At 50.3% G+C, this 15,259-nt stretch carries 12 protein-coding genes; 5 read left to right on the top strand and 7 right to left on the bottom strand.

Annotation, left to right across the window (positions count from 1 at the left end):
- Nucleotides 1-156 precede the first annotated feature (156 nt).
- Nucleotides 157-1,089, top strand: a complete 933-nt coding sequence (locus tag DVG79_RS14480; RefSeq protein WP_114597348.1) for a class F sortase — start codon at nucleotides 157-159, stop codon at nucleotides 1,087-1,089.
- A gap of 39 nt (nucleotides 1,090-1,128) precedes the next feature.
- On the opposite strand, the gene DVG79_RS14475 is transcribed toward DVG79_RS14480, so the two are convergent.
- The 3 genes from DVG79_RS14475 to DVG79_RS14465 form a co-directional block, all read right to left on the bottom strand.
- The gene (locus DVG79_RS14475) at nucleotides 1,129-1,722 is read right to left on the bottom strand and encodes a hypothetical protein (RefSeq protein WP_114597347.1); all 594 of its coding nucleotides are present in this window, start codon (nucleotides 1,720-1,722) and stop codon (nucleotides 1,129-1,131) included.
- 135 nt (nucleotides 1,723-1,857) lie between these two features.
- On the bottom strand, nucleotides 1,858-2,181 hold the full coding sequence (locus DVG79_RS14470) for a winged helix-turn-helix transcriptional regulator (RefSeq protein ID WP_012371527.1): 324 nt from the start codon (nucleotides 2,179-2,181) through the stop codon (nucleotides 1,858-1,860).
- A gap of 72 nt (nucleotides 2,182-2,253) precedes the next feature.
- On the bottom strand, nucleotides 2,254-3,411 hold the full coding sequence (locus DVG79_RS14465) for an AI-2E family transporter (RefSeq protein WP_114597346.1): 1,158 nt from the start codon (nucleotides 3,409-3,411) through the stop codon (nucleotides 2,254-2,256).
- A gap of 281 nt (nucleotides 3,412-3,692) precedes the next feature.
- Here DVG79_RS14465 and DVG79_RS14460 point away from each other — a divergent pair, with 281 nt between their 5' ends.
- Nucleotides 3,693-6,236 (top strand): HAMP domain-containing sensor histidine kinase, encoded by a 2,544-nt coding sequence (locus DVG79_RS14460; protein ID WP_114597345.1) that lies wholly within the window; start codon nucleotides 3,693-3,695, stop codon nucleotides 6,234-6,236.
- A 107-nt stretch (nucleotides 6,237-6,343) separates the two neighbouring features.
- Nucleotides 6,344-7,210: an NAD(P)-dependent oxidoreductase gene (locus DVG79_RS14455; protein WP_114597344.1), complete on the top strand. Its 867-nt coding sequence runs from the start codon at nucleotides 6,344-6,346 to the stop codon at nucleotides 7,208-7,210.
- Nucleotides 7,211-7,310: 100 nt separating this feature from the next.
- On the opposite strand, the gene DVG79_RS14450 is transcribed toward DVG79_RS14455, so the two are convergent.
- Complete coding sequence (locus DVG79_RS14450; protein WP_114597343.1) at nucleotides 7,311-8,093, bottom strand: flagellar hook-basal body protein; 783 nt, start codon at nucleotides 8,091-8,093, stop codon at nucleotides 7,311-7,313.
- 15 nt (nucleotides 8,094-8,108) lie between these two features.
- Nucleotides 8,109-8,897 (bottom strand): flagellar hook-basal body protein, encoded by a 789-nt coding sequence (locus DVG79_RS14445; RefSeq protein ID WP_114597342.1) that lies wholly within the window; start codon nucleotides 8,895-8,897, stop codon nucleotides 8,109-8,111.
- 230 nt (nucleotides 8,898-9,127) lie between these two features.
- On the opposite strand from DVG79_RS14445, the gene DVG79_RS14440 reads away from it, so the two are divergent.
- Complete coding sequence (locus tag DVG79_RS14440) at nucleotides 9,128-11,614, top strand: EAL domain-containing protein (RefSeq protein ID WP_114597341.1); 2,487 nt, start codon at nucleotides 9,128-9,130, stop codon at nucleotides 11,612-11,614.
- Between the two features lie 58 nt (nucleotides 11,615-11,672).
- On the opposite strand, the gene DVG79_RS14435 is transcribed toward DVG79_RS14440, so the two are convergent.
- Nucleotides 11,673-12,869 carry a multidrug efflux MFS transporter gene (locus DVG79_RS14435; RefSeq protein WP_114597340.1) on the bottom strand — a complete coding sequence of 399 codons (1,197 nt, stop codon included), beginning with the start codon at nucleotides 12,867-12,869 and terminating at the stop codon, nucleotides 11,673-11,675.
- A gap of 181 nt (nucleotides 12,870-13,050) precedes the next feature.
- On the opposite strand from DVG79_RS14435, the gene DVG79_RS14430 reads away from it, so the two are divergent.
- Nucleotides 13,051-13,920, top strand: coding sequence for a hypothetical protein (locus DVG79_RS14430; RefSeq protein WP_114597339.1), 870 nt, complete (start codon nucleotides 13,051-13,053; stop codon nucleotides 13,918-13,920).
- Nucleotides 13,921-14,216: 296 nt separating this feature from the next.
- On the opposite strand, the gene mreB is transcribed toward DVG79_RS14430, so the two are convergent.
- Nucleotides 14,217-15,200, bottom strand: a complete 984-nt coding sequence (gene mreB, locus DVG79_RS14425; protein ID WP_026827353.1) for a rod shape-determining protein MreB — start codon at nucleotides 15,198-15,200, stop codon at nucleotides 14,217-14,219.
- Nucleotides 15,201-15,259: the final 59 nt, after the last annotated feature.

The raw sequence follows: 15,259 nt of genomic DNA, 5'->3' as shown, positions 1-15,259 counted from the left end.
GATCGCACTCTTCGGTCTCGCACTCGGTGCAGCCGGAATCGTCCTCGCACGCAAACGTCAAAACGCATAAGATTTCAGGTATACTAAAAAGGATAGCGCCTCGGCACTATCCTTTTTCTGTGTAAGAGGCTTTGTCTCGGAAAGGAGTGACGTGTCATGAAAAAATGGTTATTACCGGTCAGCATCCTCTTGATGCTCGTTTCAATCGGTACGTTAATTTTTCTACTGTTTGGAAACACAAATGAACCGGAAACGAATATTACGCAAGGCGATACAAAAACGGACGCTGCGACATCTTCCGAGACAAAGGAAGATCCACTCAAACCGTCCGAAATCTTTAAAAAAGAATTTAAGAATCTCTCTACGAATCAAGTAGAACTGCCCAAAACCCTAACGATTGATTCGCTTAAGGTCAAGACCAACGTGGAACAGGTTGGTCTTGATAAAAAAGGCGCCATGGGGACGCCGAAAAACGAACAGCAAGTCGGGTGGTATAAGTTTGGTCCCCGTCCGGGTGATGTCGGAAATGCCGTCATCGATGGACACACCGATACGAAGACCGGCCCCGCCGTCTTTTATCAGCTGCACGAACTCAAAAAAGGCGATACGGTCAAAATCAAGGATGAGTCAGGCCGTAATCTCGTCTTCCGTGTCAAAAAATTGGTCGAGTACGGTCATCTCGATGCACCGCTCGAAAAAATCTTCGGCGCCTCTGATCAGCGTAACCTGAACTTGATCACGTGTATCGGTACGTACGATGAAAATGAAGGTACGTACGACAACCGTCTTGTCGTCTTTACTGAATTAGATGACAAGGCATCCGATCCTGTCAAAACACCACCAAAACCGGCAACGAACGTCCGCGTCTCGGGCGGGTTCGTTAACTGGTACGCATCGACTGATGATGAAGTCGTCGCGTATAACATCTATCAGGAACAAAACGGAAAACGGAAAAAGCTGGGTTCGACGGAATCGATCGAACGAAAAGCCTTCCCGTTACCAAAAGATAAGACCGGACGTTTTATCATCACGGCTGTCAACAAAGCCGGGATTGAATCAGAAGAAGCGTTCAGTGTCGTTCAAAAATAGTCCGACTGACCGATTCCAGCAGCTGCCTGCAGGAGTCGGTCAGTTTTTTGGTTGATTCAGCGGTACACGCAACTGTTTTTCACCCGATCGGGTCTGGTAAAGTAAATCAAGATGTCCCGTCGTCAGCTGTTTCTGCTCCGTCCGTATGAACAGGACTCCCGTTCGTTCTTCTCCCGACCGGTACGTGCCGACGAGCGGGTGATTTTCATGTAAAATCGATGTTCTTTTTCCATTTGTCTCATACTCACCAAGTTTTTGGGACAATTCAATCGGATCGTCCGATTGATTTTGAAGCGTTACGGTCAAGGCCAGTAACCGGTCCGTTCCTGTTCCGACTTGTACCAGCTTTTCTTTTGAGACTATCACCCGTAACAAAGGGGTCGCCCGAATCGTATTGCGTTGCTTCATCGCTAACGTCTCGACCTCCAATCCGCCGAGCGTATACCGGGTCCCGACCCGGTTTTCCCGGTCAAATTGTTTCAATTGATCCTCATCCCATTTTTGCATGACGGGAATCGGATTCGGCTTGATCGGTTTAGAGTCTGCTCCCCACCCTGCGACGGGAATGATCCACTTGACGATCACGAAAATGACGCATACCGGTATCAGAACATACAACAGGATTGTTTTCAAACCGCTTCCTTCTCTCCTACTCTGACGTCAACGTTCTTTCCCTCATTATGTCGGTTTCGATTCAATAATTATACATTTTTTCACAATTATAATACTAAAAAACCCCCGAGCAACTGCTCGAGGGGTCGGACTTCCTTAATAGGTGATGTGCTGTTTGCTCCAGGCAATCGATTCCTTGAACTGGCGAACGAGTTCTTCCGCCGGACCGGTCAAGGAATACGCAAGTCCATGGACCTTTTCCGACATCTGTTGCAAGACGAGTCCGTCTTCAATCAATTCCTGCAATTGTTCAAGAATTTGACCATGCGACTGATCGAGACGTTGTTCAATCTCCCCGATCGTCAGCGCCCCGTCCCGCAGGATAAAGATGACACTCGACTTGAGACTATTTTCGAAATTGTGCTGAAACTTTTGGAGGGCCAATAAATCAGCCTGTTCTTCTACGTGACGTTGATCCATCTGACACATACCCCTTTCGTGACACAATCGACTACTCTTTCAGTATGACCGAACTGTCCTGAAAATTCAAAGTCAGTCTTTTGTCGTCACGATCGTATTAAACGTTTTATCGTCTTCCGCGATGACCATCTTCTTTTGCGACCGCAGATGATACAGACGACGGATGTTAAGGATGACGACCTTCATGACCGCATAGAACGGAACACCGAGCAGGACACCGAAGAATCCGGCGATGTTTCCGGCGACGAGCAGAACGATGATGATCGTCAATGGATGGACATCAAGCGTTTTCCCCTGGACGAGCGGTGACATGATATGCGAGTCGATCTGTTGCGCGACCGTCATGACGATGACGGCATAAATCGCAAGAATCGGATCCTGGATGAACCCGACGATCAAGGCAGGCACGACGCCGATGACCGGTCCGAGGAACGGGATGATGTTCGTCAAGGTCGCAAACAGCGCGAGTAACAGCGCGTAATCAATTCCGATGATCAGGTAACCGATATAGGCGATGATCCCGACCCCGATACTGACGATGACCTGACCGCGGATGTAACTCATGATTGTTAAATGCACATCATGGAGAATCTTTTTTGTCTCCTTATGGTATTCGAACGGCATCATCTTGACGAGATTGCCTTTCAACTTATCCCCATCAAGCAACATGTAGATCAACATGATTGGAATGATGACGATCGTCACGACCGTCGTCGTGATGACGCTGACGAATCCGCCGACACCGGTTCCGATATTTTTCAGGAAGGTCGAAGCATACTCCGAGACGCTTCCGGAAAACTTATTAAACAGGTCATCCTGTCCTCCAAGGAAACGGGAGAAGAAGGCACTGTTTTCAAGCTGGTCCCGGACATCAATCAGTTGACGCTGGAACTGTGAAGCGAGCGTCGGAATCGAATTAACGAATTCCGTGATCTGGTCGGACAACATCGGACCGAAGATGAAACCGAGTGTCATTAAAATACTGATCAAACCTATTAACACGATGATGACAGCAGGACGCCGTTTCATCTTTTTCTCGAGCAGCTCGACGATCGGCAACAGGACATAATACAGAATACCGGCAATCGCGAGCGGTGGAACGACCATCTGCAATAAAATCGCAATCGGCCGGAACAGGAACGTCACATGATTGCCGATCCAGACGATGATCAGCAGCGTCATGATCCACCAGGCACCGCGGTACCATTTGTTCTCGAACATTTTTTGCATCTTGTCACTTCCTTATGATTAAAATGAGTGCTTCTCCTTCATTAGATTCCCTTTATTTCGACTCTTCTAATCCTTATTTTCAAAAAATAGTTAAAGGATGTTTAACCAATTCCTTCATAAAAGGTCGCTTGAGTTTTATTCATTCTAAAAATCCAGTAAATAAAATATCTTTTTTGCATCTTTGCGTGTTAAAGTTTGATGGATACCTATTTGATTAAGTAATATAAAAATACTGGATTAATTTTTTGAACCTTACAAAACAGAATACGGAGGATAAACAAGTGAACTGGATTAATCAAAAAATTGGTCGTCAATTGATGTTTGCCTTTTATATGGTTTTCATCGCGCTCAGTCTGACGTCAGCGATCGTCTACAACTATACGGAACGAAAGATTGACCAGACGAATATGACCTTCGACGATTTACGGGAACGCCGGACGAATGCCAATGCGCTAGCCAACGAATGGACACTTGTGCAGAGCAATGTGAAATCGTATGTGCTGTTCGGTACACCTGAAATGCTCGATACGATCAAAGCGAATCAGCGGGAAGTTAATCGTCTGACGACCTGGTTCGAAAAACACGCCATTTATGAACAAGGGAAGGAATACGCGGTTGCAACACGTACGCTTTACAACGATTACTTCGGAACCGCCCTTCCACTTTTGACGGAATATGTCGACGGGAAGAAACAGGGTTCGATTGATGAGACGTTCCTCGATCCGAAGACTCTTGCTTCCTTATCGAACGGTGATGATTTATTTAATGAAAACGGAACACTAAAAGGCTCGAACAGTCAATTGACGACAGATGCCGATGCTGCCGGCATCGATACGTTACTCGCCAACTACCTGACCTTGATTCAAGACAAGGAGACGGAGGCAAAAACAAACTTACTCGGCGAAATGCGGGTCGCCCAGTTCATCTGGCTCTCGAATCTCGTCGTATTGATCATCATCCTGTTGTTGCTCGTCCGTCCGTTCATCAGCCGGGTGACGAAGCAGGTCAATACGTTATCGCGCGACAGCGCCCTGCTCGCCAGTGGTGAGGATATCAACACCATTCCATTACCGAAACGTCAGGATGAGCTGTATATCCTGACGACATCGTTTAATCAGATGGCGTCCTCAATCGCCGACAACAAAGTCCATATGCTGGCGAAAAATGAAGAGTTACAAGCGCAGCAAGAAGAGCTCGTCGCCCAGCAGGAAGAATTGCAGGCGCAGCAGGAGGAGCTCGAAGAAGCACTCGAAATCACGTTGCGCAGCGAACAGCATCTCAAGTACCGCAACGAACTGACGGAAACACTGGCGTCACGCGAGACACTGACCGCGTATCCGGAAATCATCGAAAAGCTTGTCTCGATCACACACTCGGAAATCGGCGCCCTGCTGTTCCTCGATCAGCATGATGTCCGCTCGACGATTGAGTACGGGATGACGGAAGAGATGGTCGGTCAGCTCGTCAAGGACGATCAGTCCCTGTTCCACCGGGCCCGCGTCCTGAAACGACCGGTCCATTCGTCAAAACAAGTTGCCCACGACAGTCCGTTGCCGTATCCGTACTATATGTATGAGGTCGCCGTTCCGATCCTTGATCCGAATGAAGAACAGATCATCGCCTGTGTCTACCTCGTCCGTTACCGGGATGCGTTCACACCGGAACAGATGGGTGACATCCTGTCGTTCTCGCACCAGTTGTCGCTCTCGCTGATGCGGATGGGGATTTATGAAAAAATGATGCACGAGAAAAATAAGACCGGCCAACTCCTGAACTCGATTCGCGAAGCCGTCGTCTACATCGAACATGAATCAGATGAACTGCTCGTCAATGAACCGTTGATGAAACTGTTCCCGGAAGTCCAGACGGAATACCAGGACGAAAGCAATCTCTCGTCGTTCCGCCAGGCGATGTCGGCCCTCTCTGCCATCATCGATGAACCGGAACCGTTCGAACAGTATATCGAACAAATCGTCGAACAGAATCTGCCGAAAGAAAGTCTTGTCGTCTCGATCCGCTCGCAAAGTGCCTACATCCAGATTTATGCGGAAAAAATCCAGATTAATCAGGTCTGGGTCGGCACGATGCTCGTTTTACGGGATGTCACGAAGGAAACGGAAGCAGACCGGATGAAAGAAGAGTTCGTTTCGACAGTCTCCCATGAACTGCGGACACCATTGTCCTCAATCTATGGTTTCACGGAACTGATGCTCAACCGGGAAATCGATTCCTTGAAACAACGGAAATACCTGACGACGATCCACTCGGAGACAGGACGTTTGACGACACTCGTCAATGACTTCCTTGATGTCCAGCGGATGGAGTCGAGCGAACAACGGTATCAGATGGCGACGTTTGATCTCGTCCAGCTCGCAAGCGAACTGATTGATTTCCACGATGCCTCGCACACGACGCACCAGTTGTCCTTTGAAGCGGAAGGCCCAATCATGATTGATGCCGATGCGGAAAAAATCAAACAGTTGCTGAACAACCTGCTCAGTAATGCAATCAAGTATTCACCGGATGGTGGTGATGTCGCCATTCAAATCGAGAACCGCGACGGATTTGCAGAAATCACGATTCAGGACCAGGGAATCGGGATTCCGCAAGAAGCGATGTCGAAGTTGTTCGATAAGTTCTACCGGGTCGACAATTCGGAAACCCGGAAAATCGGTGGAACCGGACTCGGTCTATCGATTTGTAAGGAAATCGTCAAACATCACAACGGAACGATTGATGTCGAATCGACGATCGGTGCCGGGTCGACGTTTACGATCCGTTTCCCGATTGCAGTCATCTCGACCATCCTCACGTACGAAGAATAAGCTGACGTGCCTTTGTCATTCGACAAGGCACGTTTTTTTGTCAGGTTACGGACCGCTGCAGGACGGGTATTGGAAAAAAGAGCTGAAAAACGAAGGGAGTTCTTTAAATGGCATTAGGTTGGATTGGATTAGGTCATATGGGGATACCGATGGCGTTACGCCTCAGACAAGCCGGACACCCGGTCAACGTCTATAATCGGACGGTCGCGAAGACAGCGTCCCTCGTCAAAGAAGGCGCCGTCGCACTAGATTCGCCCCGCGCCGTCGTCGAACAATCGGATATCATTTTTCTGATGCTCGCGGACGGTCCTGCAATCACGGCAGTCTTTGAACAGGAAGACGGGCTGCTGACAAGTGATCTGTCGGGGAAAACCGTCGTCAACTTGAGTACGATTTCACTGGAACAATCGACTTCATTTGCGGAACGTGCCGAACAGGCAGGGGCGACGTATATCGAAGCACCGGTCTCAGGATCCGTCGGGGTCGCGGAAGCCGGTCAACTCGTCCTGTTACTCGGCGGAGACGCACAGGCGATTGCCGCCTGTCGTCCCTACTTCGACATTCTCGGTAAGGAAAGCATTCACTTCGGTGCCCATGGAACCGGGAGTTCGGCAAAACTTGCGATCAATCTCCTGCTGGGTCTCGTCGGTGAAGGAGTCGCCGAGACCTTATTGCTCGGCGAACGCGCCGGACTCGACAAAGAGAAGCTCCTCCAGCTGATTGGCGCTTCCGGAATGAACACACCGCTCTTCCAAGGCAAACAGACGATGTACCGGGACGAACAATTCCCGCCTGCGTTCCCGCTTCGCCTGATGGCCAAGGATTTCGGCTTGATCACAGAAGAAGCGAAACGATTGACGCTTGACCTGCCACTGGCCACGACGGCACAGACGCAATATCAGCATGCCTTAGAAAGTGGTCACGGTGACGAAGACATGGCGGCGATTTATCTCGCGTTGAAAAAAAACGAATAGCATTCATACTGACATTACCATCAGTACACACAGAAAAGAGGGGGGACGGATTTTTAACATCCGGCCCCCTCTTTCGTCTATTCAGATATACAATTTCTGCTTATTTCAGCGACGTCACGATGCCCATCATCTGGTCCGATGTCGTCAAGGCTTTTGAATTAAACTGATAGGCCCGCTGAATCTGCGTCAGGTTCGTCATCTCCGTCGCCATATCGACATTCGAGGTCTCAAGTGTTCCGACCGTCAACGGATTTCCTGTCGCATTCTGATATTGCCCCGCCGTCGTATACAGTCCGCCTCCGACATCGGTCAATTCGCCGTGGTTCGGAATATCCGCGACACCGATCCGGGCAAGGACACGCCGTTCGCCGTTCAGGACACCGGTGATGTTGCCATCCTTGTTCAGTTCAATCGACATCGCATTGTCCGGGAACGTAATCGGTTCGTTCGCCTGATTGATGACCGACCGTCCGGCATCATCCGTCAATAGGACTTGACCGTTTGCCTGCGGTGACAATTCAAAATTGCCGTCGCGTGTAAACTTCGTCACGCCGTCCGCATCGATCACACCAAAGAAATGGTGGGGATTGCTGAGGGCCGCATCGAGGTTCCGTCCGGTATTTTGAAACGTCCCGGTTGCGAAACGTGTCGCTTCGTTAGCGACGTATCCGCCGACACCGAGGCGCAGACCGGCCGGTGTCGTCAGCGGTCCGGTCGTCAGTCCCGCCGGTTGATTGTTCAGATTACGAACAAGCAGTTCATTGAACTGGGAATCCCGGCGTTTATAGCCGTTTGTATTGGCATTCGCCAAATTATGTCCCGTCGTATCGAGCTGTTTTTGAAGCTGAGCCATCGTACTGGCCGATGTATAAAGTGATTGCATGAACTTCCTCCTTGATTAACGGACACGTCCGATTTCCGAGACTGCTTTTTCAGCGGTCCGGTCATAGGCCTGGATGACTTTCTGATTGGCTTCGAACTGGCGGAGACCGGCGTTCATCTCTGTCATCGTCTGTTCGACTTCGACATTCCCGAGTTCGAGTACTCCCTGATCGACTTTGACGGCACCGGCGTTTAACGCGTCCGGCGAACGGAACAGTCCGTTTCCGGTCCGCTCAAGCGTTTCCGGCTGATTCGTCACGACAAGACCGAGGTTACCGATGGCTTGACCGTTTCCGTCCGTGACGGCACCGTCCGCACTGACGACAAAATCTTCATTGATGACGTTCAGCGGTTGACCATCTTCACCGAGGACAAGATCATTTTCTGTCGTCCGCAGGAGACCGTCCTGTCCGACGGCGAACTGACCGTTCGTCGTGTACAAGGTCTCTTCTTCACCGGTCGCAGGATCAGCATGCCGGATTGTAAACAAGGCCGCACCTTCAAGCGAACTGATTTGCAGATCCGTCGCATTGCCCGTCTCCGTAATCGAGCCAAGAGCAAAGTTCGGCGTCGCTGCCTGCATGAAGACACCGGTCGCCAGTTTTCCGACCGTCCCGCGCGAGCGGACACCGGATTGTTCGTTGATGCCCGACTGCTGAATCATCATCTCCGGAAAGGTCCGGAGGGACGCCTGATCGGCCCGGAAGCCCGGCGTCCGGGCGTTCGCCAGGTTATTACTTAACATCTCTTGTTGCCGTTGTAACGCCTGCATCGCACCAGACGCCGTATACATTCCTCGTAACATATGTGTTGGCTCCTCATTGACTTATTGTTCAATTCTGTTCCTTAAGTATATCGGTCAATTTTTTGGAAATTCGATGTTTTTTTCAAAATAAGGCAATGAATCTCGTAGATGCATCGAAAGGCCTACCCCTGTTGTTCAAAAACATTTGCTTATTTTTCAACAGACACGATATGTCTAAATCCCATAAATTGTTATAATCAACCTATCACGATACTAAATGAGGTGAGATCATGCCCTTCTTCAAAAAGAAGAACACAGAATCCTTCATCAACGGCTCCTTGGATTTTAAACAACTGGTCGATGCAACCCACTTTCTCGAAAATCATCCGGATGCGGTCTATACCTTGAATCTAGAAGGTCAAATCGTCTCTTACAATCAAAAACTGTCCCTGCTGCTCGGATATGGCGGAAAAAAGCTCCACCACCAGCACTTCAGCGAATTCATCACATCCGCTGAAGCCAAGCGGATTGCTCCGCTCAAACAACGGGCTTTGACCGGGGAAACCGTCCATTTCACAGCAGAAGTCACCCATCATGATGGACATCTCTTAACGATGAATGTCACGAACATTCCGATCTATCAAAATCATGTCATCATCGGCGTCTACGGTATCGCCCGGGACATCACCCAACATGTTCAACTACGGCTCCAACATACCCGGCTGTCAGCAAAAGAACAATTGACGGCGTCACTTCCCGGACTCGCTTTTTTAGAGTACGAAACGAAACAGGATCGTCTCGCGTTGTCTGCTCATTTCGCCTCGTTGCTGGATATCTCGCAACACCGGCTCGCTTCACTCGATTACGGGGAGTTTTTACTGGAAATCCATCCGGAGGACCGGTCCCGGTTTAAAACCTTCCTGACCCTCCTGCGGACAGGAGAACCAGCTGTCTCCGGTTCTTTTCGGATGAATCAAACACGCGACTATGCACAAGATGTGACTTGTCAGGGACTCCGCTCGGAAGACGGCAACCAGGAGCTGTTCAGTTTCCTGTTTCAGGCCGTCGCGAAACCGGCTGCGGAACATGGGTCAGACCGGGCGATCCAACCAGAGGAGATCCGGAAGCTCTCTTTATATGATGAAGTGACCGGACTGCCGAACCGGACGCTGTTCCTCGAAGAAGTCGAGCACCTGATCCGGACCGATCATCCGTTTACGATTCTATCGCTTGATTTCAATCAGTTGCATCAGATCAATGAACAGATTGGCTACGATATCGGTAATCAATGGTTGCGACAGACGAGTCATTACTTAGCGGAAAAATTGCCGGATCTCTATTGTGCCCGGCTTGCCGGCGATCATTACGCTGCCTTGTCGACGGAACCATTCGATGAAGTCGCCTTGAAAGAGACATGTCTCCATTTATTGACGCTGAACACGATGCGTTTTCAGATTGAAGGCTACGAACTGGCGGCTGAACTGGCGATCGGTCTCAGTCCGTTCCAACATGATGAAACGACGGCTACGGAGCTGTTGCATACGGCCAACCGTGCCCTGTCCCGTGCCAAACTGAAAATACAGCCCTCTTATGAGTTTTATACGTCACAGCTCGATCTTGAAATCTATCGCCGCCATCAGCTCGAACAAAGTCTGCGTCATGCGATCGAACAGGATGAACTGTTTCTTGAATACCAACCAAAGGTCGACATTTGGAGCGGACAGATTTTAGCGTGCGAAGCGTTGATTCGCTGGGATCATCCTGAATGGGGTCGCATTCCCCCACAAGACTTCATCCCTTTGTCGGAGGAAGGTCATTGTTATCTGCCGATCGGCGAATGGGTGCTCGATACCGTCTGCCAGACGATCCAGTCCCTCTTGCAACAACGTGTTCCGGTCGTCCCGATTTCAATCAATCTCTCTTCCAATCAACTGCTTCACCGGGATTTCCTCCAGACGATCCGTACGTGCTTGCACCGCTATCAGGTCCCGGCGCGGTACTTGCAACTCGAGCTTCAGGAAAGCATCCTGTTGCACGAAAGCGAGTTCGTCAAAGAGACGTTACAGCAACTCCATCAGTTAGGAATCCAATTGATCCTCGACGGTTACGGCAGCGGGGTTTCTTCCCTCAGCAGCCTCCGGAGTTATCCGATCAGCAGTCTGAAGCTCGACCGGTCGTTCGTCGCTCAACTGGAGGAAGATGACCGGTCCGTCCCGCTCATCAAAAGCATCGTCTACCTGGCGAAAGAATTTCAGCTGTCGGTCGTCGCCGAGGGCATCGAGACGCTTCAGCAGCTCGATCAGTTCCGGGATTTTGAATGCCATTCCGTTCAGGGTTACCTGTTCAGCCGTCCCGTCGGTATCGAGGCATTACGTCTTCTCTTGAAACAGGGTGTCCTGCAACCGGTCGAATCGATGAAGAAGTCACCGAAAAAACCATTGCCGTCCCTGCACGGACTCATCTCGATCACACGGTTGAACGGAAAGGATGTCAACGTCGGAGCCTCCCCGGTTCTCATCACCCGCAGTACGAACCGCTCCGTTCATTTTTATGCGTCGATCCGCTTGCCGGTCGACCATCAAATCGAACTGTCGCTTCAATTGACGGATATCGTCCATCCGAAAACACTGATTGAACCGCTCGCCGTGACCGAACTCGATAACGGACTGTTCCATTATTCGGCTGACTATAAAATCCGCGCTCAGTCGGGACAAATCATGAAGGCGCTCGAAACATCCGAGCAATTGAAGCTGGATGAATTCTTCCTGTTATCCTGATGTTGCTACATCAAAAAGGCTGTTCCGATGAAAATCGAAACAGCCTTTTTCCTATGCATCATGAATGTTTTTTACTGAGGACAGCCGTTTGTGTCCGTTCGAGCACCGCGTTCGTGATGACAATCAGACCGGTGAACAGGAACAACGCTTCAAAACCGAAGTGACCGGCAATCTGACCACCCGCCAGTGGTCCGAGGAAATTCCCCATGAACTGGGCCGACTGGTTATATCCGAAAATCCGACCAGACGCATTCGCCGGCGTGTGTTTCCGGAGCAGCGCCTGGACCGACGGCATCAAAGCGGCAGTCGCAAAGCCGATGCCCATCCGTAAGATGATCAATTGACTCGTATCCGTCACGAACGCTTGCGGAATCAGGAAGGCGGCGAAAATCAGTAAGGCGAAGAACAAGACACGTTCCGCCCCGATTTTATCCGACAGCCGACCGAGCCGTTGGGCGGCAATCAAGGCCGCAATCCCGGGAGCCGACGCGACGATTCCGGATAACAGGGCTAATCGTTCCGTACCGGGACTGAGTTCCCGAACGTACAGCGATAGAATCGGACTAATTGATTGAGCCGCGAACTGAATCAAAAACGTCGTCAGGAAGAGGCTTAAAATCAGTTCCGGATGACGTAATGACTGGATGATTTGTTTCGCTGACGCCATCTGCTTCGTCTGCAGCGGCACGAATTCTTCTTTGACGAAGAAATACGTGACGAGGAACGTCAGGAAGAGCGGAATGCTCGTAAAGAGAAAAACGGGTCGAAGCCCAATCATATCGGCAAGGAATCCTCCAATCAGAGGTCCGAGTAATCCACCGGCAATCCCACCGGTCGATAATGTACCGAGCGCCCAGCCACTTTTCTCTTTTGGGGTTTGTGACGCAATCAGGGTGATTCCGGCAGAGATGAATCCGGAGACAGCTCCCATGACGAGTCGTAAGAACACGAGTTGGTACACATCTTGAACGAAGCTGATTAAGAACATGACGATTGACATACCGAGGCTTGCCCGCAGTAACATCAATTTTCGGCCTTTTTTATCGGCCAAACGTCCCCAAATCGGTGAGACGATTGCTGCGACGAGAAACGTTGCACCAAACGCTACGCCGGACCAGGTCGTGATTTCCTGGCGTCCGTTGACACCAAGTTCTTCAATGAATAAGGGCAAAAACGGTAAGACTAAACTTAACGCGGCAGCAGTCAAAAAACTACCGATCCAAACAACGACTAAATTTCGTTTCCACAATGGCATTGTGGCATCACTTCCTTTTTATTGGTAATTCCGTTTCAATTCAACAACTTCTAATATACACTTCACAAAGTGAAATGTCTAGGATTTGAACTGATTCTCAGGACTCCCGGACTATTGCCTTATATCCAAGATGCACCGGACGACCGATAATAAGGTAACTTAAGTAATGGGAGTGAACGATATGAAACGCTTCATTATCAGTCTGATTTGTCTTACGATGGCTGCGACGCTTCTGCCTACCAGAACCGAAGCGGCCGTCACCGTCACGCGTCATACCGTGATGTGGTCCATTCCTGAAGCGAAACAAATTTCAACGAAAGTCACACAGCTGGCGAACAGACAGATGAAACGGGTCTACCTGCATGTCGCTGTCGAGGGTGACCGAACTCTCTACCGCACCTTCGTTGAAAAAGCCCATCTTGCCGGGATCGAAGTCTATTTTTTGTTCGGTCAGCCCGCCTGGATTACGAATGAAGGGACGACGAACCGGCCGAACGTCGAAGATCCGTTAGCCTGGATCAACGTTTACCTTCAGGAAACAATGGAACGTCCCGATGGCATCAGTGTCGATCTCGAGCCTTATGCCTTACCGGCCTGGGAAACGGATCAAGCGTCTGTCATCGCCTCTTACCAACGCCTGTTGACGGCTTTTCATGATGTCAGCACAGCACAACAGCTCCCGTTGCAACTGTTTCTGCCGTTTTGGTTCCATACCGTTCCGGATGCTTCCGGGCAACCGCTCAGCGAATGGGCAATGGAACTGGCCGATGAAGTCACCTTGATGAGTTACCGGACCGTCTACGGCGGCGGAAACGGTCTCGCTGCGATTACGATGACCGATGCACTTTACGCCGCCAGTCATCAACATCGTCTGTCGTATGCTCTCGAATTCACGGAACTGCCGGACACGCCAAGTATCACGTTTTACGGACAGACGCGGACCGCCCTCAATCAGCTCGTCAATCAAACGATGAACAGTTCCCTACCACCAAGCGCGATCGTCTATCATGATTTTGATGCGTATCAGGCCTTCATGCGCAGTACGCAATAATTAACTGACCGTCACCTCTATCGTGCATAAAAAGATACGAATCGGTTTTGAATCATCAAAATTTGCATGGCAATGGCCGATCATCCTGTCAACAGATAGGATGATCGGCCATTTTTGATTGATGGAGGACGGAAACGAAATCCTCGACTCCTATGGGAAAAGGAAGCGTGATTTACGCTTCCGTCAGGAATAGGTAAGACCCGGCATGACCGCATGGAGTGCGGGATGCCGCGGCTTACCTTCCGCCCATGGAAAGCGAGGATGGCGGAGACGTCCGACACAAGCATTCATTCGGATTATTTCCCTAAATGATCCAGCATGATCCCTGTCCCGCGTGCAACGCATAACATCGGATCTTCTGCAATCAGGACCGGCAGTCCGAGCTCTTTCGCCAGTAACTGGTCGATGCCGTCAAGCAATGCTCCGCCACCTGTCAGGATAATTCCGCGGTCGATGATGTCTGCCGCCAGTTCCGGTGGTGTTTTCTCGAGGACCCGTTTCGTCGCTTCAACGATTTCCATTGCCGCTTCCGCCAACGCTTCATGCATCTCCTGCGATGAAATCGTGATGTTGTCCGGAAGGCCTGTCACGAGATTCCGACCACGAATGTCCATCTCTTCCTGACGCCCCTCGTCTGAAACGGTTGCGACCGTCATCTTGACGTTTTGAGCCGTCCGTTCCCCGATAATCAATTTATGATTGTCCTTGATCGCACGAATGATATCATGATCAAACCGGTCTCCGGCGACTTTGATCGTTTCACCGCAGACGATATCGCCCATCGACAAGACCGCGACATCTGTTGTCCCGCCACCGATATCAATGACCATGTGACCGGCCGGCATCCAGATATCCATACCCGCTCCGACTGCGGCGACTTTTGGTTCCACTTCCAGGAAAACGGTTTTCGCGCCTGATTTTTCACCTGCTTGACGAATCGCTTTCGCTTCGACCGTCGTGATGCTGGCCGGTGTACAAATCAACATCCGGACCCCGCCGAACATACTCCGGACTTCAATTTTATCGATGAAGTGACGTAACATCGCTTCCGTCATCTCGAAATCAGCGATGACCCCATCGCGTAATGGACGGATGGCGACGATGTTTCCCGGTGTCCGGCCGACCATTTGGTGGGCTTCCGTTCCGACCGCATGAATTTTGCCTGTTACTTTATCAATAGCGACGACTGACGGCTCGTCGAGTACGATTCCCTTACCTTTTACGTGAATGACGACATTCGCCGTCCCTAAGTCAATTCCGATATCCTTTGTCAAAAACATCTCGCGTGATCTCCTTTGTCCACTGGCTATTATTCCAAAATTTAGAACGTCGTTTGGAC

This window comes from Exiguobacterium sp. RIT594, assembly GCF_003339585.1.
In the GTDB taxonomy this organism is placed as follows: Bacteria; Bacillota; Bacilli; order Exiguobacteriales; family Exiguobacteriaceae; genus Exiguobacterium_A.
Note: the sequence above shows the minus strand (reverse complement) of the source record. Positions and strands in the feature narration are given on the sequence as shown.

Excerpts from the sequence above, each read along its gene's own strand:
- DVG79_RS14440 (WP_114597341.1), top strand. The coding sequence starts at position 9,128 with ATGCCCTTCTTCAAAAAGAAGAACACAGAATCCTTCATCAACGGCTCC.
- mreB (WP_026827353.1), bottom strand. The coding sequence starts at position 15,200 with ATGTTTTTGACAAAGGATATCGGAATTGACTTAGGGACGGCGAATGTC.
- DVG79_RS14480 (WP_114597348.1), top strand. The coding sequence starts at position 157 with ATGAAAAAATGGTTATTACCGGTCAGCATCCTCTTGATGCTCGTTTCA.
- DVG79_RS14430 (WP_114597339.1), top strand. The coding sequence starts at position 13,051 with ATGAAACGCTTCATTATCAGTCTGATTTGTCTTACGATGGCTGCGACG.
- DVG79_RS14455 (WP_114597344.1), top strand. The coding sequence starts at position 6,344 with ATGGCATTAGGTTGGATTGGATTAGGTCATATGGGGATACCGATGGCG.
- DVG79_RS14435 (WP_114597340.1), bottom strand. The coding sequence starts at position 12,869 with ATGCCATTGTGGAAACGAAATTTAGTCGTTGTTTGGATCGGTAGTTTT.
- DVG79_RS14445 (WP_114597342.1), bottom strand. The coding sequence starts at position 8,897 with ATGTTACGAGGAATGTATACGGCGTCTGGTGCGATGCAGGCGTTACAA.
- DVG79_RS14470 (WP_012371527.1), bottom strand. The coding sequence starts at position 2,181 with ATGGATCAACGTCACGTAGAAGAACAGGCTGATTTATTGGCCCTCCAA.
- DVG79_RS14465 (WP_114597346.1), bottom strand. The coding sequence starts at position 3,411 with ATGCAAAAAATGTTCGAGAACAAATGGTACCGCGGTGCCTGGTGGATC.
- DVG79_RS14450 (WP_114597343.1), bottom strand. The coding sequence starts at position 8,093 with ATGCAATCACTTTATACATCGGCCAGTACGATGGCTCAGCTTCAAAAA.